Raw genomic sequence first — 25,636 nt, forward strand, 5'->3', positions numbered from 1 at the left:
GGGGACGTCACCGCTTCGCCGTCCTGTTGCCGCTACTTCGCCTCGTCGGCCGCCTTCACCAGCGCGTCCTTGGTGACGGCGCCCGCGTAGACCGTGCCGTCGTCGGTGAAGAGGACGTTGATGAGCCGGGTCTTGAAGACCGTACCCGAGCCGAAGTCGCCCTTGACCTGGTCGCCGAGGGAGCCGAGGAAGCCGTCGACCCGGGCGTCGCCGGTCGAGTCCGCACCGCCGCCCGGGGGCAGGCCGCCCTCCGCGTCGCCCTCGATCACGGCGATCGTGCTCCAGCCCTTGCCGATGGTCTTCAGACCGTCGAGGCCGCTCGCGAACTCCTCCTCGGACGCCGCCCCGGAGCCCTTGCCGTTCTCGCCGTCCTTGAAGGCACCGCCCTTGCCGGGCCCCTCGAACGTCGACTCGCCGGACCCGGACTCGTGACTGCCCGACTTCTCGGCCTCGTCGGCCTCGGTGACCTTCGCGCCCTTCGGCGGGGTGAAGTCGAACGTCGAGGCGCTCGGCTTGCCGAAGTCGACCTGGGTGAAGCCCGCGTCCACGACGGCCGCGCCGCCGCTCGCCGGGGTGAGCGTGAACTTCAGCGGCAGACCCGTCTTCTCGTCGACGGCGATCGAGATCGCGCCGACCGTCGAACCGGACTGCTTGGGCTTGATCACCAGCTTGTACGCGTCCCGCCCGGCGACCTGCGCGGTCCCGTCGACGGTCACGGACGTGGTGTCGTCGACGGCCTTCAGGGCCTCCTCGGCGAGCTGCTGAGGCGTACCGGGCACGTCCTCCGGAGCCGACTGGTCCTTGCCGTCACCGCCCTTGCCACCCTTGTCGCCCTTGCCGCTCTCGCTCTCCGGGCCGGCCTCGGTCGCGTGGTACACCTCGTTCGAGGCGCTGTCGTACGCCCACACGTCGTCGCCGTTGTGGATGACGCTGTACTCGGCGGCGTCGTCCAGCAGCGACAGCTTCTGCTTGTCGGGGCCGTCGGCGGCGACCCGCAACGTGTGGGTGCCGGTGGCCAGTTCGAGGAGCTTGGCGGAGGGGTCGGCCGAGCCGCCGTCGCCCCCGGAGGGCGCCTGCGAGGCGAGGCTGTCCGCGAGACCGCCCAGGTCGGGCAGGCCCAGATCCGTGGTGATCTTCACCGTGCCGGACACCTGCTGGACGTCCGACGCGGCGATCTTCTCGATGAGTTCCTGCGCGCTGATCTTCGGCAGATCGGGGTCACCGGAGCCGGCGAAGGCCGGGACGAGCCCGATGGTCGCCGCGGCCACGCCCAGCACGGTGACCGGGACGACGTACCGCGCGGCCCTGCGTCGCCGTGCCGAGCGCATCTCCTCGGCCTCGGCCGCGAGCACGGCGGCGTCGCCGGTGCGGGCGCTGTCGTCGGTTTCGTACGGTGCCATGTGTGCCTTACCTCCGTCGTCGGCGGCGGCGTCTGTCTCAGCCGCCATTCTCACCCGAATCGGTGAGGAGTGGTGATACCCATCTGACCAAATCGGCCGGAGGGAATCGTCAGACTCGGGGCTCAACTCCGTGTACTGCTACGGGATGACATGACGGGGCGCGGGGGATGACATGGCAAGGCGGCGCCTCCCCGCGCCCCGTAGGGGTCGTCAGGGGAAACGCCGCAACCGGTGCCGAAGGTCTCGGCGCCGGAGCGGCGCCGAGGGAGCCGAGGGAGCCGAGGGAGGGGCCTAGCCGGCGCGGTGGACCACCGCGTCGCACAGCTCCGCCAGCGCCGCCTTCGCGTCGCACTCCGGCAGCGGCGCCAGCGTGGCCCGTGCCTCCTCCGCGTAGCGGATCGTGTCGCGGCGGGCCTGCTCCAGGGCGGGGTGGACGCGCAGCCGGGCCAGCGCCTCGGCGTGCCGGGCGTCGTCGGTGAGGTCGGAGTCGAGCAGTTCGCACAGGGCGACGTCGTCCGGCAGCCCCAGCCGCCCCGCCTGCTCGCGCAGCCGCAGCACCGGCATGGTCGGCACGCCCTCGCGCAGATCCGTGCCCGGCGTCTTGCCGGACTCGTGCGAGTCGGAGGCGATGTCGAGGTAGTCGTCGGCGAGCTGGAAGGCGATGCCGAGCCGCTCCCCGTACTGGGTGAGCACGTCGACGACCGTCTCGTCGGCGCCCGCCATCAGCGCGCCGAGCCGCCCGGCGACCGCGACCAGCGAACCGGTCTTGCCGCCCAGCACATCGAGGTAGTGCTCGATCGGGTCGCGTCCGTCGCGCGGGCCCGCGGTCTCCAGGATCTGTCCGGTGACCAGCCGTTCGAAGGCCTCGGCCTGGATGCGGACGGCGTCGGGGCCGAGGTCGGCGAGGACGTGCGAGGCGCGGGCGAACAGGAAGTCACCGGTGAGGACGGCCAGGGAGTTGTCCCAGCGGGCGTTGGCGCTCGGCACGCCCCGGCGCACCTCGGCCTCGTCCATCACGTCGTCGTGGTACAGCGTGGCGAGATGCGTCAGCTCGACCACCACCGCCGAGGGCACGACACCCGGCGCGTACGGGTCGCCGAACTGCGCCGCGAGCATCACCAGCAGCGGCCGGAACCGCTTCCCGCCGGCCCGCAGCAGATGCTGGGCGGCCTCCTGGATGAAGGGGACCTCGCTCTTGGTCGCCTCCAGCAGACCCTCCTCGACGGCCGCCATTCCGGCCTGGACATCGGCTTCGAGAGCCTGGTCCCGCGCGCTCAGCCCAAACGGCTCGACGACGGTCACGAGGGTTCTCCTGTCTGCTGACGTCTACTGACGGTCACACGGTCACATGGTCGGTCACGCGGTCGGTCCGGGTCGCTCTCACGATCGATGACAAAGTTTGTCGATCTGTCGCTGTCATCACCCGAGTCAGCGTATCCGGTCACCTTTCGATCACCACTAGGGCCCACGCGTCGACGCGCGCGAACACCCGGTCCGAGTTGACCGTTTTGCCGCAAAGCATTCACTTCACCCGACTCCTCCCGTGAGTTGAGTCACCAGCCCGGCAGGACACAACCCTCCGCCGACGCGTCGACTTTCCCTTTGCTGTAGGCAAGTTGACCCGGAAACCCGCCTCGCCAATTGCCACCGAATCACACCAAACTCAAGGTCAAATAGACCAAACCGCCATACCGGGACTTGTTCGGATCGTGTGCTCTCGCATACGTTCACACCCCGTCCGGACGGACCGCCGAATCCTGCCGCCGCCCCGGACTCCCCACCCATCACCACTCATCCACGCACGGCAGGAGCGGGGGACCCAGGTAAGCGCCGGTCCGAGATTTCCCCACCGGACCACCGGACCACCGGACCACCGGATCACCGGACCGGCTCGGGGTGAAGCCACGCGCAGTAAGCCCGGCGGACGTCGCACACGCGGCGACCGCCGGGACGACGCGCACGGCCGGGCATCTCCAGCCCGAACCCGACAGCTCACCTCGCAGGCGACGGAGAGGAATCCGCCATGCCCGCACGAGGCAAACACCGCCGTACCAGAAACAACGCGCTGACCCGTGGCATCGTCGCCGCCGGAACGGGCGGGGCCGCGCTGGCCCTCCCGCTCACGCTCGCCACGACCGCGAGCGCCGCCACCCCGGCCCAGGCCACGACATCCGTCCAGGCGGCCCCGCAGTCGGCGCCCGCCGCGGCGAAGGCCAAGCCCACGACGTACACCGTGGTCTCCGGGGACACGCTGTCCTCCATCGCCCGCAAGCACCACACCAAGGGCGGCTGGCAGCGGCTCTACAAGGACAACCGCGCGGCCATCGGCGACAACCCGGCCCTGATCCGCCCGGGCCTGAAGCTGAAGCTGAACGGCGCGGCGGCCACGGCCTCGAAGGCGTCGACCACGAAGTCCTCCGGGACCGCCACGGCCACCCAGGCCTCGGTCAAGACGTACCCGAACAACCTCGACGGCTGGATCCGCGAGTCGCTGGACATCATGGCGCAAAAGGGAATACCCGGGACATACAACGGGATCCACCGCAACATCATCCGGGAGTCCTCGGGCAACCCGAACGCCATCAACAACTGGGACTCCAACGCCGCCGCGGGCACCCCCTCGAAGGGCCTGCTCCAGGTCATCGACCCGACGTTCGCCGCCTACCACGTCTCCGGCACCCCGTACGACCCGTACGACCCGGTCGCCAACATCACGGCGGCGTGCAACTACGCCGCCGACCGGTACGGCTCGATCGACAACGTCTTCGGCGCGTACTGATCCCCTCGCTCCGCAGCAGGCGTTCCCCTGGGCCGGCGGGCCCAGGGGAGCGCCTGTTTCAACGGAAGAGCCGTTTCAACGGAAGAGCCGGTCCAGCACCACCGCGATCCCGTCGTCCTCGTTGGAGAGGGTCACCTCGTCCGCGACGGCCTTGAGCTCGGGGTGGGCGTTGGCCATGGCGACGCCGTGCGCGGCCCAGTCGAACATCGGGATGTCGTTGGGCATGTCCCCGAAGGCGATGGTCCGCTCCGGGGTCAGCCCGAGATGGTCGGCGGCCAGGGCCAGGCCCGTCGCCTTGGTGATGCCGCATGGCTGGAGTTCGACGGTGCCGGGGCCCGACATGGTGACCGTCGCCAGCGAACCCACCGCCATCCGCGCCGCCGAGGCCAGCTCGTCGTCCGACAGACAGGGATGGCGCAGCAGCACCTTGCTGATCGGCTCGCACCACAGGTCGTCCCGGCGCGGCACGCGTACGGCGGGCAGCGTGGGGTGCGGCATCAGATAGCCGGGCTCGATGAGGGTGAGGCCGTCGACCCCGTCCTGGTCCACGGCCGCGTACACCTGTCCGACCTCCGCCTCGATCTTCCCGAGCGCGGTCTCCGCGAGTTCCCTGTCCAGGGTGACGGACCAGAGCAGCCGGTCCGCGCCGGGGTCGTACAACTGCGCGCCCTGTCCGCACACCGCGAGCCCCCTGCTGCCGAGGTCGTCGAAGAGGGGGCGCACTCTCGGCGCCGGCCGTCCCGTCACCACGAGGTGCTGAGCACCGGCCTCCGTGGCCCGCGCCAGCGCGGCGAGGGACCGGTCGGAGAGCGTGTCGTCACTGCGCAGGAGCGTTCCGTCCAGGTCAGTGGCGATGAGTGAATATGCGGTGGGAGCGGCCATGATCAGAGAATACGGATGCCACGCCCCATCGGTTCGACGCGAACCGGACGACGTCCGACCCCTCGACCGCCCCACCGCCCCCGTACGTCAACACCCTTTGCTCGAACGGTGGTTCACCGGGACACGGCGGGGTGCGCAGCGCTTGAGATGGCCGCAGGCCTCGAAAGGGGCGCGGGGAACTGCGCGAACAACCCCCACTCACCCGCACCCCGCGACGCACCGAGCCCCCCGAGCTCATCCCGGCCCGTTCTCACCCGTGCGCCACCGCCAGATGCCGAGCCAACCGCGGCGAGGCGAACTCCGTCCCGCACACGAACCGCATCACCGGCCCGTACGACCCCGCCGCCGGCAACCCCGTGAAGTACAACCCCGGTATCGACGACCGGAACCCCGCCCCCAGCACCGGCGTCCCCCGGCTCACCCCCAGCTCCGTCCGCAGCTCGTGCCCGAGGAACCCCATCGCCCCGAGGTCCACCCGATACCCGGTCGCCGCGATGACATGATCGGCGCCCCACTCCCCCGTACGCCCGTCCTCCTCCCGCACCACCACCTGCGGCCGCCCGTCGATCACCCCGGCGCGCACGACGCGCGCCACCTCCCGCACCTCGACCCGCCCCTCGAACCGCTCGCGCAACCACCACGCGCCGAGCGGCCCCAGCACCCGGCGGACCAGATAGTGCCGGGTGTCGGCGGGCAGATACCGGTACGGGTGCGGGTAGTAGCTGAGCGCCCACAGCGACCAGGCCCGCCCGAACGGCGACTCGGGGCGCAGCCTCGGCTGCTTCCACGGGGGCGCGCCGAAGGCCACCGCCCCCCGCCCGCGCGCGACGACCCGTACCCGCGCGCCGGCCTCGGCCGCCAGGACCGCCGTCTCCAGGGCGGACTGTCCCGCGCCGACCACGATCAGGTCCTTGTCCTCGAACCGGCTCAGGTCGGCGTGCTGGGAGCTGTGTGAGACGGGCCCCGTGGGGGTGGGCCCGTCCACGGCCGCGCCCGCCAGCTCGGCCGGCAGATGCGCCAGCCCGAACAGCCCGCTCGCCACGACGACGGCCCGTGCCGCGAACAACTCCCCCGAGTCCAGCTTCAGTTCGAAGCCGCCACCCTTGCCGCGGTCCACGGACACCACCCGGACCCGCTCCAGGTCGGGCACGAGCCGCTGCTGGAACCACTCCCCGTAGGCGATGAAGGTCTCGACGGGGATGATGTCCTCGTCCGTCACCAGCCGCCGGATCCCCGCCGCGTCGCAGTAGTCGGCGAGGGTGTGACCGGGCTGCGGGGCGTCGATGCTCGACGCCGCCGGGGTCGACTTCAGGAGCATCCCGGCGGGCATGTTGTCCCGCCAGCTCACCATGGGTTCACCGAAGACACGGACCGGAATGCCGTGCGCGCGCAGATGCGCGGCGGTGGACAGACCGAACGGCCCGGCGCCGATGACTGCTACCGGTTGAATCACGAAGTCCCTCCCCAGGACACGTCATGCCTACTTCGTGCGGTTTCACGCCATTTCACCGTGCTGTGCGGTGCACTGCAGTTCTGTTCTGCGCTGCGCTGTGTGCGCTAGGGGCGCACGGGGGCGTTGCCGAGGCGGTTGGCCCGCCACAGGTGGTACAGGTGCTTCGCACCCGGGCGTACGAAGCGCGCGAGCATCGTGAGGAACGGCAGCGGGTCGTCACCCGCGAGCCACGCCAGCTCCGTACCGCTCGCGCGCGCCGGCGCGTGCGGGGTGGTGTATCCGCTGCGCCGGTAGGCGAGCAGCGCCGGCAGGTCGATGTTCTCCACGATGTACCGGCGCCCGGCGAGCTGCTCCCCCTCCGGCACCGGCCGTCCGGTCAGATGGAGGTGCATGGCGCGGACGACGTCGATCCCGGCCTCGTTCTCGAACAGGCGGAACTGCGCGCCCATCCGGGGGTTGAAGTCGAGCAGCTTGTACCGCCCGTCCCGGCGGTCGAACCGAAGGTCGAGGTCGATGATCCCGGTGAACCCGATCTGTTTGATGAACCGGGCGGCGATGTCCGCGAGTTCGGGGTTGTCGACGACGTACGCGTTCGCCGTCATCCCCGCGTGCGGCGGCCACGACCGCACCTTGACCCCGGTGAACATCGCGAGCGGGGTCGAGTCTGCGTCGAAGTAGGCGTGCACGATCCAGTCCTCGGCGTGCTCCCGGGGCAGATACTCCTGGAGGATCACCCCGGGGCGGTCGCCCCAGCCGCGGGCCATCCGCAGCAGGCACTCCCGGTCGGCGATCCGGGTCGTGCCGTTCACCGCGGGCTGCCTGCGTCGCTCGAACGCCTCCCGGTTCTTGGCCACCACCGGGAAGCGGGCCCGCCGCGCGAACCGTTCGACCTCGTCGTACGACTGCGGGAACGAGCTGACGGGGCTGGCGATGCCGTGCTCCACGCACAGTTCGTGCAGGCCCTGCTTGCTGGCGAGCCGGCGCGGGAGCTTCCCGTCGACGCGGGGGAAGAGGAACCGGGCCGACAGTTCCTCCTGGTGCTCGGCGATGAGCACCGCGGCTTCCTCGTCGGTGGGTATGAGCACGGCCGGCCGGCCGATCCGCCGGCCGATGCGCAGCAGGCCGTCCACCAGCCACTCGGGCTCCTCCGTCCCGGTGGTCGGCCAGACGAACGCGCGCCGCAGATAGCGCGAGACGGCCGCCGGTGTGTACCGGTCCTCCGTGATCGCGTACATCGGCACACCGAGCCGCCCCAGGCTGCGTATGGCTCCGACGCCGCCATGGTGCAGCGGATAGCCGCCGAGCTTCACCACGAGCCCCGGAACGCTTCGGTCCGCCTGTACCGGCGCACCCCAAGTACCCCTGGCCACGGGTCCCCCCACGTGTCCCCCCTACCGGACCCGGACCCACCCCGTCCGCGTCCCCCAGAGGACGCTAAGCCGGAACCATTCCCTCCGACCCTCTCCTATCAGGACATTACGAACTCTTTAGACACTCCCCGATCTCGTCGCCTGCCCGTAACGTGTGCCGCGACCAGAGGAACGACGGAACGTACGAGAGCGAGGCAGCACCCGATGCCCCCCTTCGATGTCCCCGAAGGCGATCCCTTCACCGTCCCCGAGGGCCACCCCTTCGACATCCCGGAGGGCCACCCCTTCGGCCCGCACAACCTCCCCTACGGGGTGTTCTCGGTCGCCGGTCCGGAGGCGCGATCCGATGCCGGGTCTGACGCCGGTGCCGATGCCGGGTCCGCCGTGCGTACGGTCGGGGTCCGGCTCGGGGACCACGTCCTGGACGCCGCGGCGGCGGCCCGCGCACTCGGATCCCCGTACGCCGCGCTGCTGGCGCATCCCACGCTCAACCCGCTGCTGGCGGCGGGACGCACGGCCTGGTCGGACCTGCGCCGGGCGCTGACGGCGTGGCTGACGGTGCCCTCGCACCGGGAGACGATCGCCCCGCACTTCCACGCGCTGTCCGACGTGACCCTCCATCTGCCCTTCGAGGTGGCCGACTACGTCGACTTCTACGCCTCCGAGAACCACGCGCGGAACGTGGGGAAGATCTTCCGGCCCGACTCTCCCGACCCGCTGACCCCCAACTGGAAGCATCTGCCCATCGGTTACCACGGCCGGTCCGGCACCGTTGTCGTGTCCGGCACGGAGGTGGTACGGCCGTCCGGGCAGCGCAAGGCGCCGTCCGACCCGGCGCCGGTGTTCGGCCCGTCCGTGCGGCTCGACATCGAGGCGGAGGTCGGGTTCGTGGTGGGGACGCCCTCGGAGCGGGGGCGGCCGGTAGGGCTCGGGGACTTCCGCGACCACGTCTTCGGGGTCTGCCTCCTCAACGACTGGTCGGCGCGGGACCTCCAGGCCTGGGAGTACGTGCCCCTCGGCCCCTTCCTCGGCAAGTCCTTCGCCACGTCCGTGTCGGCCTGGATCACACCGCTGGACGCGCTGGACGAGGCGCGGGTGGCTCCGCCGGAGCGCACGCACCCGCTCCTGCCCTACCTGGACGACTCCGCGCCGGACGTGGACCCCGGGGGCTACGACCTCCGTATCTCCGTCGCCGTCAACGGGCACGTCGTCTCGGAGCCGCCCTTCGCCACGATGTACTGGACCGCCGCGCAGCAACTGGCCCACATGACCGTCAACGGCGCGTCCCTCCGCACGGGTGACCTCTACGGCTCGGGCACGGTGAGTGGGGGTGCCCCCGGGGAACGCGGCTCCCTGCTGGAGCTGACCTGGAACGGGCGGGACCCACTCGATCTCCCGGCCGGCAAGCGGACGTTCCTGGAGGACGGCGACGAGGTGACCCTCACGGCGTGGGCCCCGGGGCCGGGCGGGACGCGGGTGGGGTTGGGTGAGGTGACGGGGAGGGTGCGCGGTTAAGGGGGCGGGGCGCCTGTTCGCCGTAGGGGTGCGGGGGTGAGTGGCGGCTTGCGGTGCGTCGTGGTTGCTCGCGCAGTTCCCCGCGCCCCTTCGGGGCGCGGCAGTACCGTCCGTTTCCCCTGCGGGCAATCGTGCCGCTGGGGCGGCACGGGTGGGCGCAGGCGGCGCCTCGTAGCCGCCGAGCAGCGGGACCCACCCCCGCCCAGCCCCCGGCAACGTCACATCCCAGCCACCGGCACAGCATTCCCACCCACTGGACACCCCGGTGGCAGATCTTCCTCACACCCACCGCAAAACCCCAGCTCAACCCCCTGACCGCCACCCCCTCACATGGCGCAACACTCCCGCAACATTTCTTTCCCCACCATCTCGGTATGGTTCAAAACATGCCACCCACCGACCGCATCCGGGACCACGCCGGCCAGGGCGCGACCACCGTCGCCGCCCACCGCGCACGGCGCCGGCTGCGTGCGGACCAGGCCAGGCAACTCGCCGATCTCCTCCGCCGCCAACTCCTCACCGACGGCTTCGAGAACGGCGTCCTCCCCCACGAGTCCACCCTCGCCACCGACTACCGCGCCACCCGCAACACGGTCCGCGAGGCCCTGGACCTCCTCCGCGCCGAAGGCCTCGTCGAACGCTCCCCCGGCATCGGCACCGTGGTCGTCGCCCAGAAATACCCCCACGGCCTCGACCACCTGAGGGGCCTCGCGGAAACCCTCCGCGAACACGGCACGGTCACCAACGAGGTCCGCACCATGGGCCCCGCCCCCGCCCCCACCCCCGTGGCGGACCGCCTGCACCTCCCACCCGGCACCGACGTCCTCTACATCGAACGCCTGCGCCGCCTCAACGGCCTCCCCCTCTCCCTCGACCTCACCTACATCCCCCTCACCCTCGGCACCCTCGACCTCGGCACGGCCCTGCTCGGCGCCGATCTGGAGAACACCGACGTCTTCCGCCTGCTGGAGACGATCACCGGCCGCCGCCTCGGCCACGCCGAGATCACCCTGGAGGCGGTGAACGCGGACACCCACTCCGCCGCCGTACTCGAAGCACCGCGCGGCTCGGCCGTCCTGATGCTGGAACGCCTGACCCACCTCGCCGACGGCCGCCCCGTCGACCTGGAGTTCATCCGCTTCCGGGGCGACCGCATCACCATGAGCGGCCTGCTGCACCGCTCGTAGCAACTTCCAAGCCGAATTCCGCCCCAACTCGTAGGACCTTCCCGTCCCTGTAGGACCTTCCTGGAGACAGCCATGCCCTTGGCGCCCCAGCGGGCCGACGTGCCCGTGACCATCGACGAGTCGAAGTGCATCGACGGCTGCACCCTGTGCGTGGACATGTGCCCGCTGGACTCCCTCGCCATCGACGAGAGCAACGGCAAGGCCTATATGCACGTCGACGAGTGCTGGTACTGCGGCCCGTGCGCGGCCCGCTGTCCCACCGGAGCCGTCACGGTCAACATGCCCTACCTGCTCCGGTGAAAGGTCCCCAACTCCCATGAAACACAAGGCAGTCATCGCCGCCTCCCTGCTGCTGCTCGCGCCCCTGACGGCCTGCGGCGGCAGCGCGGCGGCCGGGGGCGACGGCTCCACGGTCACCGTCACCGTCGGCTACCAGTCCAAGACCATCAACACCGTCACCGCCGGCACCCTGCTGCGCTCCCTCGGCTACTTCGAGGACCAGCTGAACGCGCTCGGCGACGGCAGGACGTACAAGGTCGACTGGCAGGACTACGCGACCGGCGCCCCCATCACCGCCCAGATGACCGCCGGGAAGATCGACATCGGCTCGATGGGCGACTTCCCGCTGCTGCTCAACGCGGCCCGCGGCAAACAGCTCGGCAAGCCCACGCGGCTGGTCGCGGCCACCGGCTACAACCTCCGGGGCGGCCTCAACACCATCGTCACGGCGCCCGACTCGAAGCTGGGCACGCTCAAGGACCTGAAGGGCAAGAAGGTCTCGACGAGCGTCGGTTCGGCGGCCGACGGCACCCTCGTACGAGCGCTGCGGGACGCCGGCCTCGACCCCGACAAGGACATCGAGAAGCTCAACCAGCAGCCGGCCGTCGGCGCCTCGTCCCTCTCCGGGGGCAGCGCGGACGCGCTCTCGCAGTTCGTGGCGTGGCCGGGCCTGCTGACGTACCAGGGCAAGGCGAAGGCCCTGTACGACGGCGCGCAGCTCGACCTCCCCACCTTCCACGGCGTGACCGCCCGCGAGGACTTCGCCGAGCAGCGGCCGGCCGTCCTGGAGGCCTTCCTCAAGGCCCAGGCCCAGGCCACGGACTACCTGAACGAGCACCCCGTGAAGGCCGCCGAGAAGGTCGCCGACGCGACCGGGCTGCCCGCCGAGGTCGTCTACCTCTACAACGGCGCCCACGGCATCGCGACCTTCGACCCGGCCCTGAAGCCCGCGCTGATCGCCGCCCTGAAGAAGGACGTCCCGATCCTCAAGGCCGCCAAGCTGACGGGCGACATCGACGTGGACGCCTTCGTCGACGACCGGTACGTCCGCAAGGCGCTCGGCACGTCGGCGTACGAGAAGCAGCTCGCCGCGGCCCCCGCCCCCGCCGAGAGCGAGGTCTGGTCCAAGGGCGCCGACGAGACCGAGTCCTTCAAGACACCGGCCGAGCTGCTCGCCCACGTCGCCGCGCACAAGGGCGCCGTCCGCGCCGCGTACGTCCCCGACGCCACGACCGGGACGCAGTGGTTCGCCGACAAGGCGGTGTGGGTCGCCGACGGTGACCAGCTCCTCCCCTTCGTCGCCCCGGCCACGGCGAAGGCTTACGTCGCCGGGCACGACGGCGCCGAGATCGTCACGTACGCCACCGCCCTGGAGCGGGCGTCGTGAGCCGCCCCGCCAAAGCCGCCGGCCGACGCATACGGAGGGTGGGCTCCCGGCCCGCCGCCGCCCGCTACGCCCTGCGCGCCCTCTCCCTCGTCGCGGCCCTCGCCCTCTGGCAGCTGCTGACCAGCCAGGACGTCGACGTATGGCTGCGGTTCTCGCAGTTCCCCACGGTCACGGACGTGGCGCACGCCTTCGCGGACCGGGTCTCCGGCCCCGACTACTGGACGGACCTGACCGACAGCCTCACCCGCATCCTCACCGGCTTCCTGCTGGCGGCGGTGCTGGGGGTCGCGGTCGGCATCCTGATCGCCCGGTCCCGGCTCGCCGAGGACCTGCTCGGACCGGTCCTGGAGGTGATCCGCCCGATCCCGGCGATCGCCCTGGTCCCGGTCGCGATCCTGCTGTTCCCCTCCAACGAACAGGGCATCGTCTTCATCACCTTCACCGCCGCGTTCTTCCCGGTCCTGGTCTCCACCCGGCACGCCGTCCGGGCGCTGACCCCGGTGTGGGAGGAGGCCGTCCGCACGATGGGCGGCGGCCGGTGGCGGGTCCTCGCCTCCGTCGTCCTGCCGGGCGCGCTGCCGGGCATCTTCGGCGGCCTGTCGGTCGGCATCGGGGTGTCCTGGATCTGTGTGATCTCCGCCGAGATGATCTCCGGCCAGTACGGCGTCGGCTACCGCACCTGGCAGGACTACACGGTCGTCAACTACCCCGGCGTCTTCGTCGGCATGGCCACGATCGGCGTCCTGGGCTGGCTGACCTCGACCGCCGTGGAACTGCTCGGCCGCCGCCTCACCCACTGGCTCCCGCGTACGTCGTACGCCCCCGCCGCACGCCCCCGGGCGCCCCGTGCCGCGGTGCCACCGGCCGCCCCTGCCGCGTCCACCGCGTCCACCGCTGCGTCCGCGACCCCCACCGCCACCGTCGAGGCCGAGGAGGCCCGTGATGAGCACCTCGTCTGAGACGCGGGCCCACGCCCGTGAAGAGGCACCGGCGAGGGAGGCGTACGACAAGCAGGCGCCCGCCGGCGTACGCGGCACCGCACGCGGCACCCGCCTCGCGCTCCGGGGCGCCGACCTGGGCCGCCCGGACGCCGTCGCCCTGACCGGCGTCGACCTGGACATCGCGCCCGGCGAGATCCTCACCGTCGTCGGCCCGTCCGGCTGCGGCAAGTCGACCCTGCTGCGCACCCTGGCGGGCCTGCTGCCACCGCTCGCCGGCGAGATCACCCAGGACGACGAGCCCCTGACCGGCCCGTCCGCCGAACGCGCCCTGGTCTTCCAGGAGGACGCCCTCCTGCCCTGGCGCACCCTGCGCGCCAACGTCGAACTCCCCCTCGCCATCCGCGGCCTGCCCCGCGCCGAACGCCGTACCCAGGCCGAGCAGTGGCTCTCCCGGGTCGGACTCGCCGAGTACACCCGGCAGTTGCCGCACCGCGTCTCCGGCGGACAGCGCCAGCGCGCGCAACTCGCCCGCGCCCTCGCCGGGCGCCCCCGCGCCGTCCTGATGGACGAGCCGTTCGGGGCGCTCGACGCCCAGACCCGCGCCGGGATGCAGGACCTGCTGGTGGAGGTGTTGCGGGGCACGGGCGCCACGGTCGTCTTCGTCACCCACGACGTGGACGAGGCCCTGTTCCTCGGCGACCGCGTGGCCCTCCTCGGCTCCGGCCGCCTCACCGCCGTACGCGACATCCCGCGCCCCCGCGACCGCACCGCCCACGACGACCCGGCCCGCGCGACCCTGCGCCGCGACGTCCTGACCTCGCTCGGTTCCTGAAAGGCCCCTCTGGTGGAGATCCCCGCCCTCACCGCCGCCGAAGAACTCTCCTGCGACGTCCTCGTCATCGGCGGCGGCACCGCCGGCACCATGGCCGCGCTGACCGCCGCCGAGCACGGCGCGAACGTCCTGCTCCTGGAGAAGGCGCACGTCCGCCACTCCGGCGCCCTCGCCATGGGCATGGACGGCGTCAACAACGCCGTCATCCCCGGCCGCGCCGAGCCCGACGACTACGTCGCCGAGATCACCCGCGCCAACGACGGCATCGTCGACCAGTCCACCGTCCGCCAGACCGCCACCCGCGGCTACGACATGGTCCGGCGACTGGAGTCGTACGGGGTGAAGTTCGAGAAGGACGAGCACAACGAGTACGCCGTCCGCCAGGTCCACCGCTCCGGCTCGTACGTGCTGCCCATGCCCGAGGGCAAGGACGTCAAGAAGGTCCTCTACCGGCAGCTGCGGCGACGCGAGATGCGGGAGAGGATCCGCATCGAGAACCGGGTCATGCCGGTGCGCGTGCTCACGGCCGGCGAGGGCGCGGAGCGCAGGGCGGTGGGGGCCGCCGGGTTCAACACCCGTACCGGCGCGTTCGTCACCGTGCGCGCCGGTGCCGTGATCCTCGCGACCGGCGCGTGCGGCCGACTCGGCCTCCCCGCCTCCGGCTACCTCTACGGCACCTACGAGAACCCCACCAACGCGGGCGACGGCTACGCCATGGCCTACCACGCGGGCGCCGAACTCACCGGCATCGAGTGCTTCCAGATCAACCCGCTGATCAAGGACTACAACGGCCCCGCCTGCGCCTACGTCGCCAACCCCTTCGGCGGCTACCAGGTCAACCGGCACGGCGAACGCTTCGTCGACTCCGACTACTGGTCCGGCCAGATGATGGCCGAGTTCGCCGCCGAGATCGCCTCCGACCGCGCCCCCGTCTACCTGAAGCTGAGCCATCTCCCGGAGGAGTCCGTCTCCGCCCTCGAATCGATCCTGCACACGACGGAACGCCCCACCCGCGGCACCTTCCACTCCGGCCGCGGCCACGACTACCGCACCCACGACATCGAGATGCACATCTCGGAGATCGGCCTGTGCGGCGGCCACTCCGCCTCCGGCGTACGCGTCGACGACCAGGCCCGTACGACCGTCCCCCGCCTCTACGCCGCCGGCGACCTCGCCTGCGTCCCGCACAACTACATGATCGGCGCCTTCGTCTTCGGCGACCTCGCGGGCGCGGACGCCTCCCAGTACGCCCCCTACGAGGGCGAGTTGCCCGCCGACCAGCTCCGCGACGCCCACGAGCTGATCTACCGCCCCCTCCGCAACCCGGACGGGCCCCCGCAGCCCCAGGTCGAGTACAAACTCCGCCGCTTCGTCAACGACTACGTCGCGCCCCCGAAGTCCGGCTCCCGACTCTCCCTCGCCCTCAACGCGTTCGAGCGCATGCGCGACGACATCGCCGAGATGGGCGCCCGCACCCCGCACGAACTCATGCGCTGCGCCGAGGTTTCCTTCATCCGCGACTGCGCCGAGATGGCCGCCCGCGCCTCCCTGGCCCGCACCGAGTCCCGCTGGGGCCTCTACCACGACCGCCTCGACCACCCCCACCGCGACGACACCTCCTGGTTCCACCACCTCGACCTGCACAAGTCCCCCTCCGGAGCGATGGAGTTCACCGCCCGCCCCGTAGCCCCCTACCTGGTCCCCCTCGACGACTTCACCCCCGTCGGCGGCCCCTCCCGCCACCTGGGCGAGGTCCACGCGGAGAACGTGGCCACAGCGGGGTCCCGGGACTTGGCACCTGTGGCCCGGGACGGGGCTGCGGGGGCGGGGGACGAGGCTGCGGAGTTGGCGGGGGTGGCGGCGGTGGCGGGGTCGGACGGAGGGTCGAACGGGGGCTCGGGCTCGGACGGCGACTCGGCTTCCGGCTCCGGGTCCGGGTCTGGGTCCGGGTCTGGGTCCGGGTCTGGGTCCGGGTCTGGGAGGGGGGCCCTCCCCCTCCCCTCCCACCCCACCCCCCACACCGCCCCCACCCGCCTCCTCGAACTGGTCGCCCTCGCCGAGGAGCAGCCCGAACTCGACGCCCTCCGGCCCTACCTGGCCGACCCCGCGCCGGCCGTCCGGCGCGAGGCGGTGGCCGTCCTCACCGAGACGCTCCCGCCGGGCACCGGCCCGGCCCTCGCCGAGGCGCTCCGCGACGGCGCCGCCGAGGTACGCGCCGCCGCCGCGGCCTCACTCCGCGAACTCGTCGAGACCCTCCCGCCCGAGCCCGCCCTCCGCGACGGCCTCGCCGCCGCCCTGGGCGAGCCCGACCCGGTCGTCCGCGCCGCCGCCCTGGACGTCCTGCGCGCGCTGAGCCTCGGTGACACCGCCCTGTTCGCGGGCTCCCTGACGGACTCCGACATCGGCGTCCGGATCGAGGCCGTACGCGCCCTCGTCTCGGTCGACGCGGCCACCGAACTCGCCCACGCGGCCCCCACCGACCCGTCCCGCGAGGTCCGCGTCATCCTCGCCAAGGCCTTGGCCACGATCTCGACGAACGCCCCCGACCCCTCTCCCCCCCTCCCTGTCGTCCTCACCACCCTGACCACGCTCACCGACGACCCGGACCCTTTGGTACGCGCCGCCGCCTACGGCGCCCTGGGCACCGTCGGCTGCCCTCCCCAGCTCGCCCCCGGGGCCGTGACCGCCCTCACCGACCCCGCCTGGCAGGTCCGCGCCGGCGCCGCCACCGCTCTCTCCACCGCACCCACCCCCCTCGCCGTCCCGGCCCTGACCACCACCCTCACCGACCCCAACGCCGACGTCCGCAAAGCCACCGTCCTCTCCCTCACCCGCCACACCACCTCCGACGCCGCCCGCACGGCCCTCACCACAGCCACCAAGGACTCCGACGCCGACGTCAGGGCCTACGCGTCCCGGGCGCTGTCGGCCTAGGTCCCGCGGCGGGCCGACCACGACAACGCATCCCGCCCCGACAACCACGGCCTGCCTCTCGCCCTCCCACCCGGACGCGGTCGGGTCAGATCACGCGGAACAGGTCGGCGGCGGCGTGGACGTCGGTGAGGTCGGATATGGAGCGGAGGTTGTCGCAGAGGGTGTCGAGGACCGAGTCGGACTCGGCGACGCGTGGGGCGCCGACGGCCACGCCGAAGACGCGGAAGCCCAGCTCGTGCTTGGCGTCCTGCCAGCCGCGCATCCAGTCCGCGGTGACACCGCAGTCGTCGTCGGTGATCATCACGATGTCCCCGCGGGTGCGGGCCGTGTCGTCGTACTCCTCCCTCAGCAGTTCACCGGCCGCCGTGAGGGGCGTCTGGTAGCTGGTGCCGCCGCCGAGGAAGGTCTCCGCGAAGTCGATGACCCGGGCCAGGTCGGCGGACCGGTCCCCGGGGGAGTCCCCGGGGAAATGGAAGACCTGGATCTTGTCGGCGGCGGAGAAGAGGATGCCGACGAAGTCCCGCCCCGCGTGGCGGGCCTGGTCCAGCAGGGCCAGGGCGCACGCCTTGGCCCACGCCTCCCGGGTGACACCGCCGGGGCCCGCCTCGTACATGGAGTGCGAGGTGTCGACGCACGCGATGACGGCCCCCTTGCCGGTCGGCTGTTCCCCCTGGCTGTCGTAGAGCATCAGCTCCCCGGCGGCGTACCGCGCCGCGAACACCGCACGCAGCCCGGGCAGTCCGAGGTTGGCCAGCTCGGAGGGGATGACCCGGGAGAGGTCGTCGCCGAGGGTGACGCCGACCAGTTCGCCGACCGCGTTCTCCACCTTGCGGGCGCGCTCGCCGTCGGCCATCCGCCGGAAGCGGCCGATCAGTTCGGCCCACTCCGCGAGGCGGCCGGTGCGCAGCCGTTCGGCGAGCCGGGCCCGCTCGTCGAACCGCATCCGCTCCAGTTCGCCGGAGCCGACGCCCCACGCCCGCATCAGCGCGGCCTCCTGCCGCACGGTCTCGGCGGCCCGCGCCACCGCGTTCCGTGCGGCGGTGCGGATGCCGGGCGCCGCCGTCGCGACAGCTCGCTCGGCGTCCTGGGTGGCCTGCCGCGCCTCGGCCCCGGCGCTCTCGGCGTGCTCGATCGCCCGCCGTACGGCGTCGGCGGCTTGTGCCCGCACGGTGCCGTCCTCGTCGGTCTCGCCCGCCGCCCGCCGGAGTTTCTCGCCCACGGTGGTCGCCGCGTCCTCGGCCGCCGCCCGGGCCTTGCTCGCCTGCTCGGCCCGCTCCCGGGCGTCCCGGGTGTGGTCCAGCATCCGGCGCAGCGCCTCGGCCTGGGCGAGCACGGCCATGGCGGCGGCGTAGGGATCGCCGGCCGTCTCCCGGTGCAGTTCGGTGAACTCCGGTGACTCCACCAGCGAACTGATCACCTGGTGGTTGACCAGCCGGGCGGGCACCATCTCCCCGCGCTCACGCAGCTTCGGGCGGACTTTGTACGCGGCCAGGAACACGTCACGGAGGAGGTCGACGACGCGGCCGTGGCCGGCGGTGTGGCCGTGGCCTGCGGTGTGGCCGTGGTCGGCGGTGTTGCCCTCGTCGGCGGCGCGACCGTCGCCGTGTTCCCCGCCGTCGTGCCGGTTCAGCTCCTCGGCCAGTTCGCGCAGACCGGCCGACTGCTCGTAGGTGTCACGCCACGCGATCCGGTCGAACCGGTCCCCGACCACCGCCCCGGTGTACCGCTCGGCCCCGGCGGCCGACAGCCCCACCCACTCCCCGGCCCGGCCCACCAACTCGTCCAGCTTGCTCGATGCCACCTGCATGGCTGTCCCCCTCCTCCCCCGGATCTCAGAGCCTGGCCTGCACCGTGCTCGCGTCCACGCCGAGGGCCTCGGTGAGGACGCGGGCGCGGACGGCGCGCTGGCGGCCGGTGACACGGTCGATGGCGGCGGTGGAGCGGCCGGCGCCCATCGCCTCCTCGCGCAGTTGCTCCAGCCGTTTCCCCGCCGTGGCCAGCTTGTTGTGGGCCTTCTTGATGACCCATTCGCTCAGTGCCTCGCGGGACTGCCCGGCCATGGCGTCGAGTTGGGCCTCCAGTTCGTCCATGGCGTCGGCCAGGTCGAGCGCCTCCTTGGCGTCGGGGTTGACCAGGTGCAGCACCTCGCGTTCGACGGTGGGGCGTTCGGCCGGGGAGTCCCACAGCACATGGGTCAGGATCGACAGGTCGGTCTCGGCGACCGCCGGGCGGCCGTCGAGGTAAGCGGACGCCTGGAGCAGTCCCACCGCCTGCCGCCAGCGGCGGTCGGAGGCGACGAGTTCCCTGCGGCGCAGGGCCGCCCGCAGGGTGCACACCGCGTCCACGATGCCGTCGGGCACCTCCACGGCCGGGACGTCCTCGGTGACGGCCTGCCGCAGCGCGGTCAGCTCGACGGTGGTCCGTGTCGGTGGCTTCGGGCGGCTGACGGCGGAGCGGACCAGCGCGGCGAAGTTCGAGGGGTCTTCCAGGTAGCCGACCTCGATCCGCACCAGCAGCCGGTCGTAGATCGCGGCGGAGTCCTCTCCCGTGGGCAGTTCGTTGCTGGCGGTGATGGCCCCGATCAGCGGGCAGCGGATCGGCTCGCCGCCGTTCTCGGGGTGGTAGATCCGCTCGTTGAGGTAGCCCAGGGTCTCGTTGAGCGCGGCCGTGGAGCATTTGAAGATCTCGTCGATGAACGCGACATGCGCGGTCGTGGCGCGGCCTTCGTACACCTGGCGGTACTCGCCCCGGGTCAGCGCGGCGACGTCGATGGGACCGAACATCCTGGTCGGCGCGGTGAACTTCGACAGCAGGATCTCCCAGTACGCCGCCCCGTCGAACCTGGCGGTGAGTTCCCGGGCCATCTCGGACTTCGCCGTGCCGGGTGGGCCGAGCAGCAGCGAGTGCTGCCCGGCCAGCAGTGTCACCACGAGCGTGCGCACCACGTCGGCCCGCTCGTAGAAGCGGTCCGCCAGCTCCCCGCTGATCGCCCGCAGCTTCTGCGCCGTGTCCTGCGCCTCCATGGCCCGACCCCCTCCCCTCACCTCTGTGTCGGGTGTCCCCTACGCCCAGTCGTCGAACTCGGGCTCCGGCTCGTCGTCCGGCCAGTCGAAGGCGGCGTCCGCCTCCGTGGACGCCCCCCGCGCCGCGCCCTTCGCCCCGCCGGAAGCGACGGCCGACGGCTTGTCCGCAGCCACAGCCCCGCTCCCGGCCCCGGTCCCAGCTCCGCCCCCGGTCCCGCTCCCAGCCACGGCCGCAGCACCGGCTCCGGCCCCGGCCCCGGCCCCGGCTCCGGCTCCGCCCAGTGAAGCCAGCACCCCCAACACGCCCTCCCCGTACGTCGCCAGCTTCTTCTCGCCGATTCCGCTGATCGTGCCGAGTTCGGCGACGGACGCGGGGGCGGTGGCCGCGATCTCGCGGAGGGTGGCGTCGTGGAAGATGACATAGGCGGGGACGCCCTGTTCGCGGGCCTGTTCGGCGCGCCAGGCGCGGAGCGCCTCGAAGACGGGGACCAGGTCGTCCGACAGCTCGACGGCCGCCGCCTTGGCCTTGCGCTCGCCCCGGCCGGAGCCGGAGCCCCCCGACCCGCCGCCCGATCCGCCGCCCGATGCCGCCCGCGAGGTCACCGGCTTCTTCGGCTCCTTGCGCAGCGGCACGTCCCGTTCTCTTCGCAGTACGGCCCCGCTCTCCTCGGTGAGCACGAGCGTGCCGTACTCGCCCTCGACCGCGAGGATGCCCTGGGCGAGCAACTGCCGTACGACGCCCCGCCATTCGCCCTCGGCCAGTTCCTCGCCGATGCCGAAGACGGAGAGCTGGTCGTGGTCGAACTGGATGACCTTCGCGGTCCGCCGGCCCAGCAGGATGTCGACGATCTGCACGGCGCCGAACTTCTGTCCCCGCTCCCGCTGCAGCCGCACCACGGTGGAGAGCACCTTCTGCGAGGCGACCGTGCCGTCCCAGGTCTCCGGCGGTACGAGGCAGGTGTCGCAGTTGCCGCAGCCCGTGGCCTGGGGTTCCTGGCCGAAGTACTGCAGGAGCTGGCCGCGCCGGCACTGGGCGGTCTCGCAGAGCGCCAGCATCGCGTCGAGGTGGGAGGCGGCCCGGCGGCGGAACGCCTCGTCGCCCTCGCTGCCCTGGATCATCTTCCGCTGCTGTATGACGTCGTTGAGGCCGTAGGCCATCCAGGCCGTGGAGGGCTGTCCGTCGCGACCGGCTCGGCCGGTCTCCTGGTAGTAGCCCTCCACCGACTTCGGCAGGTCGAGGTGGGCGACGAACCGTACGTCGGGCTTGTCGATGCCCATGCCGAAGGCGATCGTGGCGACGACCACGAGTCCTTCCTCGCGCAGGAACCGCGACTGGTGTGCCGCGCGGGTGCCCGCGTCGAGGCCCGCGTGGTACGGGACCGCCTCGACGCCGTTCTTGCTGAGGAACTCGGCGGTCCGCTCGACGGAGTTGCGGGAGAGGCAGTAGACGATGCCCGCGTCACCTGCGTGCTCCTGGCGCAGGAAGGACAGGAGCTGCTTCTTGGGGTCGGCCTTGGGCACGATCCGGTACTGGATGTTGGGCCGGTCGAAGCTGGCCTCGAAGTGCCGGGCCCGGGGCATTCCCAGCCGCTCGGTGATCTCGCGGTGCGTGGCGCGGGTGGCGGTGGCCGTGAGCGCGATGCGCGGGACGTCGGGCCAGCGCTGTCCGAGCAGGGAGAGGGAGAGGTAGTCGGGGCGGAAGTCGTGGCCCCACTGGGAGACGCAGTGGGCCTCGTCGATCGCGAACACCGAGATCTTGCCGCGCCCCAGGAGGTCCAGGGTGGTGTCGAGCCGCAGGCGCTCCGGTGCGAGGTAGAGCAGGTCCAGCTCGCCGGCGAGGAATTCGGCCTCGACCACGCGCCGCTCGTCGAAGTCCTGCGTGGAGTTGATGAACCCGGCGCGCACGCCCAGCGCCCGCAGCGCGTCGACCTGGTCCTGCATGAGGGCGATCAGTGGGGAGACGACGATGCCCGTGCCCGGCCTGACCAGGGACGGGATCTGGTAGCACAGGGACTTTCCGCCGCCGGTCGGCATGAGCACGACGGCGTCGCCGCCCGCGACCACATGCTCGATGATCGCTTCCTGCTCGCCCCGGAAGGCGTCGTACCCGAAGACCCGGTGGAGCACGGCCAGCGCCTCGCTGTCCGCTCCGGTCGTCCTGCCCTCGTCCGCCATCACACTCGTCCCGCCCGTCCCGATCATCGCCCGTCCCCCGCGCCCTTGCGTCCTGTGCCGTCCGTGGTTCCTCCAGCCCTTGCCACGATAGGCGCCCGCACCGACAGCCTCAGAGTTATCCACAGGCTCCACCCGTGCGGGCTGTGTCGAGACCGCTCAGCGGCTCGCTCAGACGTACGACGGGGCCCGGCCCCCATGGAGGAGGCCGGGCCCCGTCGTACGAACCGTGGCCGGTGCGTCGCGCCCGAGCGGAGCGTCAGCGCACGAACACTCCGGCCTGTCCCGCCAGGTCCAGGAAGTACTGCGGCGCGACGCCGAGCACCAGCGTGACGGCGACTCCGACCGCGATCGCGGTCATGGTCAGCGGCGACGGCACGGCGACCGTCGGGCCCTCGGGGCGCGGCTCGCTGAAGAACATGAGCACGATGACGCGGATGTAGAAGAACGCGGCGATGGCCGAGGAGATCACACCGACCACGACGATCGCGCCTGCCCCGCCCTCCGCCGCCGCCTTGAACACGGCGAACTTACCCGCGAACCCGGAGGTCAGCGGGATGCCCGCGAAGGCCAGCAGGAAGACCGCGAACACCGCCGCCACCAGCGGTGACCTGCGGCCGAGCCCGGCCCACTTGGACAGATGGGTCGCCTCGCCACCCGCGTCCCGCACGAGCGTGACCACGGCGAAGGCACCGATCGTCACGAACGAGTAGGCGCCCAGATAGAACAGTACGGACGAGACACCGTCGGGCGAGGCCGCGATGACACCGGCGAGGATGAAGCCGGCGTGGGCGATCGACGAGTAGGCGAGCAGCCGCTTGATGTCGGTCTGGGTGATGGCGACGATCGCGCCGGCCAGCATGGTGACGATGGCGACGGCCCACATGACCGGCCGCCAGTCCCAGCGCAGGCCGGGCAGGACGACGTACAGGAGCCTGAGCAGCGCGCCGAAGGCCGCGACCTTGGTGGCCGCCGCCATGAAGCCGGTGACCGGTGTGGGCGCGCCCTGGTAGACGTCCGGGGTCCACATGTGGAACGGCACCGCGCCGACCTTGAACAGCAGGCCCATGACGAGCATGGCGGCGCCGATGAGCAGCAGCGCGTCGTTGCCCATGGTGTCGGCGAGGGCGGGGTTGATGTCGCCGATGGTGCCGTCGACGACCTGGGCGATCGTCGCGTACTTCACCGAGCCGGCGTAGCCGTACAGCAGGGCGATGCCGAAGAGGGTGAAGGCGGAGGCGAAGGCGCCGAGCAGGAAGTACTTGACGGCGGCCTCCTGCGACATGAGCCGCTTGCGGCGGGCCACGGCGCAGAGCAGGTACAGCGGGAGGGAGAAGACCTCCAGGGCGATGAACAGGGTCAGCAGGTCGTTGGCCGCCGGGAAGATCAGCATGCCGCCGATCGCGAAGAGCAGCAGCGGGAAGACCTCGGTGGTGGTGAACCCGGCCTTGACGGCGGCCTTCTCGCTGTCGCTGCCGGGCACGGAGGCGGCCTGTGCGGCGAAGGAGTCGACCTTGTTGCCGTGGGTCTCGGGGTCGAGGCGGCGTTCGGCGAAGGTGAAGACGCCGAGGATGCCGGCCAGGAGGATCGTGCCTTGCAGGAACAGGGCCGGTCCGTCCACGGCGATGGCGCCCATGGCGGCGATGCCGGCCTTCGTGGTGCCGTAGCCGCCGGCCGCGAGGGCGACGACCGCCGCGAAGGAGGCGGCGAGGGCGACGACGGAGACGAACACCTGGGCGTAGTAACGGGACTTGCGTGGCACGAAGGCCTCGATCAGGACCCCGATGATCGCCGCGCCGATGACGATGAGGGTGGGCGACAATTGCCCGTATTCGATCTTCGGCGCGTCGATCTTCGTGATCGGGTCGGCCGCGGTTGTCCACAGGCTGTGGACGGCTGATGCGCTCACTTGGCCGCCTCCACCTCGGGCTGGGGGTCCTTCTTCTGGACGTCGGACATGGTGTGCTCGACCGCCGGATTGACGATGTCGGTGAGCGGCTTCGGATAGACGCCCAGGAAGACCAGCAGGACGATCAGTGGCGCGACCACCACCAGTTCCCGCACCTTCAGGTCGGGCATCCCCTCGACCTCCGCCTTCACCGGGCCCGTCATCGTCCGCTGGTAGAGGACGAGGACGTACAGCGCGGCGAGGACGATGCCGACGGTGGCGATGATCCCGACCACCGGGTAGCGCGCGAACGTGCCGACCAGGACCAGGAACTCACTGACGAACGGGGCGAGTCCGGGCAGCGACAGTGTCGCGAGGCCGCCGATCAGGAACGTGCCGGCGAGCACCGGCGCGACCTTCTGCACCCCGCCGTAGTCGGCGATGAGCCGCGATCCGCGCCGGGAGATCAGGAAGCCCGCCACCAGCATCAGGGCGGCGGTCGAGATGCCGTGGTTGACCATGTACAGCGTCGCGCCGGACTGGCCCTGGCTGGTCATCGCGAAGATGCCCAGGATGATGAACCCGAAGTGCGAGATCGACGCGTACGCCACCAGCCGCTTGATGTCGCGCTGGCCGACCGCGAGCAGCGCCCCGTAGATGATGCTGATGAGGGCGAGGACGAGGATCGCGGGCGTCGCCCACTTGCTGGCCTCGGGGAACAGGCCGAGGCAGAAGCGGAGCATCGCGAAGGTGCCGACCTTGTCGACGACCGCCGTGATGAGGACGGCGACCGGGGCGGTGGACTCCTGCATGGCGTTGGGCAGCCAGGTGTGCAGCGGCCACAGCGGCGCCTTCACCGCGAAGGCGAAGAAGAAGCCGAGGAACAGCCACCGTTCGGTGTTGGTGGCCATCTCCAGTGTGCCGTTGGCGCGGGCCTCGGCGATCTCCGGGAGCGAGAAGTTCCCGGCGACCACGTACAGGCCGATGACGGCGGCCAGCATGATCAGACCGCCGACCAGGTTGTAGAGGAGGAACTTCACGGCGGCGTACGAGCGTTGTGTGGCCGCCGTCTCCTCGCCGTGCTCGTGGGCACGGTCCCCGAAGCCGCCGATGAGGAAGTACATCGGGATGAGCATGGCTTCGAAGAAGATGTAGAAGAGGAAGACGTCGGTGGCCTCGAAGGAGATGATCACCATCGCCTCGACGGCCAGGATCAGGGCGAAGAAGCCCTGGGTGGGCCGCCAGCGCTTGTTCCCGGTCTCCAGGGGGTCGGCGTCGTGCCAGCCCGCGAGGATGATGAACGGGATCAGCAGGGCGGTGAGCGCGATCAGCGCCACCGCGATGCCGTCCACGCCGAGTTCGTAGCGCACCCCGAAGTCCGCGATCCAGGCGTGGGACTCGGTGAGCTGGTAGCGGTCGCCGTCCGGGTCGAAGCGGAACAGGACGATCGCGGCGAGCACGAGCGTGGCCAGCGAGACGGTCAGCGCCAGCAGTTTCGCGGCGTTGCGCCGCTGGGCCGGGACGGCGGCCGTGGCGATCGCCCCGAGGGCCGGGAGCGCCGCCGTCGCTGTCAGCAGAGGAAAGGACATCGGTA

Annotated in this window: 18 protein-coding genes; 8 read left to right on the top strand and 10 right to left on the bottom strand. The window is 71.7% G+C overall.

Going from position 1 to position 25,636, the window contains the following annotated elements:
* Positions 1-32: 32 nt before the first annotated feature.
* Both ACZ7MG_RS09720 and ACZ7MG_RS09725 read right to left on the bottom strand, forming a co-directional pair.
* The gene (locus ACZ7MG_RS09720; protein WP_471385226.1) at positions 33-1,400 is read right to left on the bottom strand and encodes a LolA family protein; all 1,368 of its coding nucleotides are present in this window, start codon (positions 1,398-1,400) and stop codon (positions 33-35) included.
* Positions 1,401-1,691: 291 nt separating this feature from the next.
* Positions 1,692-2,702 carry a polyprenyl synthetase family protein gene (locus ACZ7MG_RS09725; RefSeq protein ID WP_471385225.1) on the bottom strand — a complete coding sequence of 337 codons (1,011 nt, stop codon included), beginning with the start codon at positions 2,700-2,702 and terminating at the stop codon, positions 1,692-1,694.
* 721 nt (positions 2,703-3,423) lie between these two features.
* Between ACZ7MG_RS09725 and ACZ7MG_RS09730 the strand changes: the two genes are divergently transcribed.
* The gene (locus ACZ7MG_RS09730; protein WP_471385223.1) at positions 3,424-4,179 is read left to right on the top strand and encodes a LysM peptidoglycan-binding domain-containing protein; all 756 of its coding nucleotides are present in this window, start codon (positions 3,424-3,426) and stop codon (positions 4,177-4,179) included.
* 75 nt (positions 4,180-4,254) lie between these two features.
* On the opposite strand, the gene ACZ7MG_RS09735 is transcribed toward ACZ7MG_RS09730, so the two are convergent.
* From ACZ7MG_RS09735 to ACZ7MG_RS09745, 3 genes are all read right to left on the bottom strand, one after another.
* Entirely contained in the window at positions 4,255-5,061 is an 807-nt protein-coding gene (locus tag ACZ7MG_RS09735; RefSeq protein WP_471385221.1) for an HAD family hydrolase, read from the bottom strand.
* Positions 5,062-5,311: 250 nt separating this feature from the next.
* The gene (locus tag ACZ7MG_RS09740) at positions 5,312-6,514 is read right to left on the bottom strand and encodes an NAD(P)-binding domain-containing protein (RefSeq protein WP_471385219.1); all 1,203 of its coding nucleotides are present in this window, start codon (positions 6,512-6,514) and stop codon (positions 5,312-5,314) included.
* Between the two features lie 104 nt (positions 6,515-6,618).
* Positions 6,619-7,896, bottom strand: coding sequence for a carboxylate--amine ligase (locus tag ACZ7MG_RS09745; protein ID WP_471385217.1), 1,278 nt, complete (start codon positions 7,894-7,896; stop codon positions 6,619-6,621).
* A gap of 192 nt (positions 7,897-8,088) precedes the next feature.
* Between ACZ7MG_RS09745 and fahA the strand changes: the two genes are divergently transcribed.
* The 7 genes from fahA to ACZ7MG_RS09780 all read left to right on the top strand — a co-directional run bounded on the left by fahA (position 8,089) and on the right by ACZ7MG_RS09780 (position 16,959).
* Complete coding sequence (gene fahA / locus ACZ7MG_RS09750; protein WP_471385215.1) at positions 8,089-9,399, top strand: fumarylacetoacetase; 1,311 nt, start codon at positions 8,089-8,091, stop codon at positions 9,397-9,399.
* A 386-nt stretch (positions 9,400-9,785) separates the two neighbouring features.
* On the top strand, positions 9,786-10,586 hold the full coding sequence (locus ACZ7MG_RS09755; RefSeq protein WP_471385213.1) for a GntR family transcriptional regulator: 801 nt from the start codon (positions 9,786-9,788) through the stop codon (positions 10,584-10,586).
* Positions 10,587-10,658: 72 nt separating this feature from the next.
* Positions 10,659-10,886, top strand: a complete 228-nt coding sequence (locus ACZ7MG_RS09760) for a 4Fe-4S dicluster domain-containing protein (RefSeq protein ID WP_010986276.1) — start codon at positions 10,659-10,661, stop codon at positions 10,884-10,886.
* 16 nt (positions 10,887-10,902) lie between these two features.
* Positions 10,903-12,252, top strand: coding sequence for an ABC transporter substrate-binding protein (locus ACZ7MG_RS09765; RefSeq protein ID WP_471385211.1), 1,350 nt, complete (start codon positions 10,903-10,905; stop codon positions 12,250-12,252).
* Positions 12,249-13,211: an ABC transporter permease gene (locus ACZ7MG_RS09770; protein WP_471385210.1), complete on the top strand. Its 963-nt coding sequence runs from the start codon at positions 12,249-12,251 to the stop codon at positions 13,209-13,211. The genes ACZ7MG_RS09765 and ACZ7MG_RS09770 overlap by 4 nt, the downstream gene beginning before the upstream one ends.
* On the top strand, positions 13,195-14,025 hold the full coding sequence (locus ACZ7MG_RS09775; protein ID WP_471385208.1) for an ABC transporter ATP-binding protein: 831 nt from the start codon (positions 13,195-13,197) through the stop codon (positions 14,023-14,025). The genes ACZ7MG_RS09770 and ACZ7MG_RS09775 overlap by 17 nt, the downstream gene beginning before the upstream one ends.
* 12 nt (positions 14,026-14,037) lie before the next feature.
* Positions 14,038-16,959 carry a fumarate reductase/succinate dehydrogenase flavoprotein subunit gene (locus ACZ7MG_RS09780; protein WP_471385206.1) on the top strand — a complete coding sequence of 974 codons (2,922 nt, stop codon included), beginning with the start codon at positions 14,038-14,040 and terminating at the stop codon, positions 16,957-16,959.
* 85 nt (positions 16,960-17,044) lie between these two features.
* Here the strand turns inward: ACZ7MG_RS09780 and ACZ7MG_RS09785 are convergent, their stop codons facing one another.
* From ACZ7MG_RS09785 to ACZ7MG_RS09805, 5 genes are all read right to left on the bottom strand, one after another.
* Complete coding sequence (locus ACZ7MG_RS09785; protein WP_471385204.1) at positions 17,045-18,766, bottom strand: VWA domain-containing protein; 1,722 nt, start codon at positions 18,764-18,766, stop codon at positions 17,045-17,047.
* A 25-nt stretch (positions 18,767-18,791) separates the two neighbouring features.
* Positions 18,792-19,982 carry an AAA family ATPase gene (locus ACZ7MG_RS09790; protein ID WP_471385203.1) on the bottom strand — a complete coding sequence of 397 codons (1,191 nt, stop codon included), beginning with the start codon at positions 19,980-19,982 and terminating at the stop codon, positions 18,792-18,794.
* 39 nt (positions 19,983-20,021) lie between these two features.
* On the bottom strand, positions 20,022-22,184 hold the full coding sequence (gene recQ / locus ACZ7MG_RS09795) for a DNA helicase RecQ (protein WP_471385201.1): 2,163 nt from the start codon (positions 22,182-22,184) through the stop codon (positions 20,022-20,024).
* A 229-nt stretch (positions 22,185-22,413) separates the two neighbouring features.
* A complete protein-coding gene (gene nuoN / locus ACZ7MG_RS09800) occupies positions 22,414-24,063 on the bottom strand; it encodes an NADH-quinone oxidoreductase subunit NuoN (protein ID WP_471385199.1) in 1,650 nt (549 codons plus the stop codon).
* Positions 24,060-25,631, bottom strand: a complete 1,572-nt coding sequence (locus tag ACZ7MG_RS09805; protein ID WP_471385197.1) for an NADH-quinone oxidoreductase subunit M — start codon at positions 25,629-25,631, stop codon at positions 24,060-24,062. The genes nuoN and ACZ7MG_RS09805 overlap by 4 nt, the downstream gene beginning before the upstream one ends.
* Between the last annotated feature and the right edge of the window lie 5 nt (positions 25,632-25,636).

It is taken from the genome of Streptomyces sp. NPDC107538 (genome assembly GCF_055657445.1).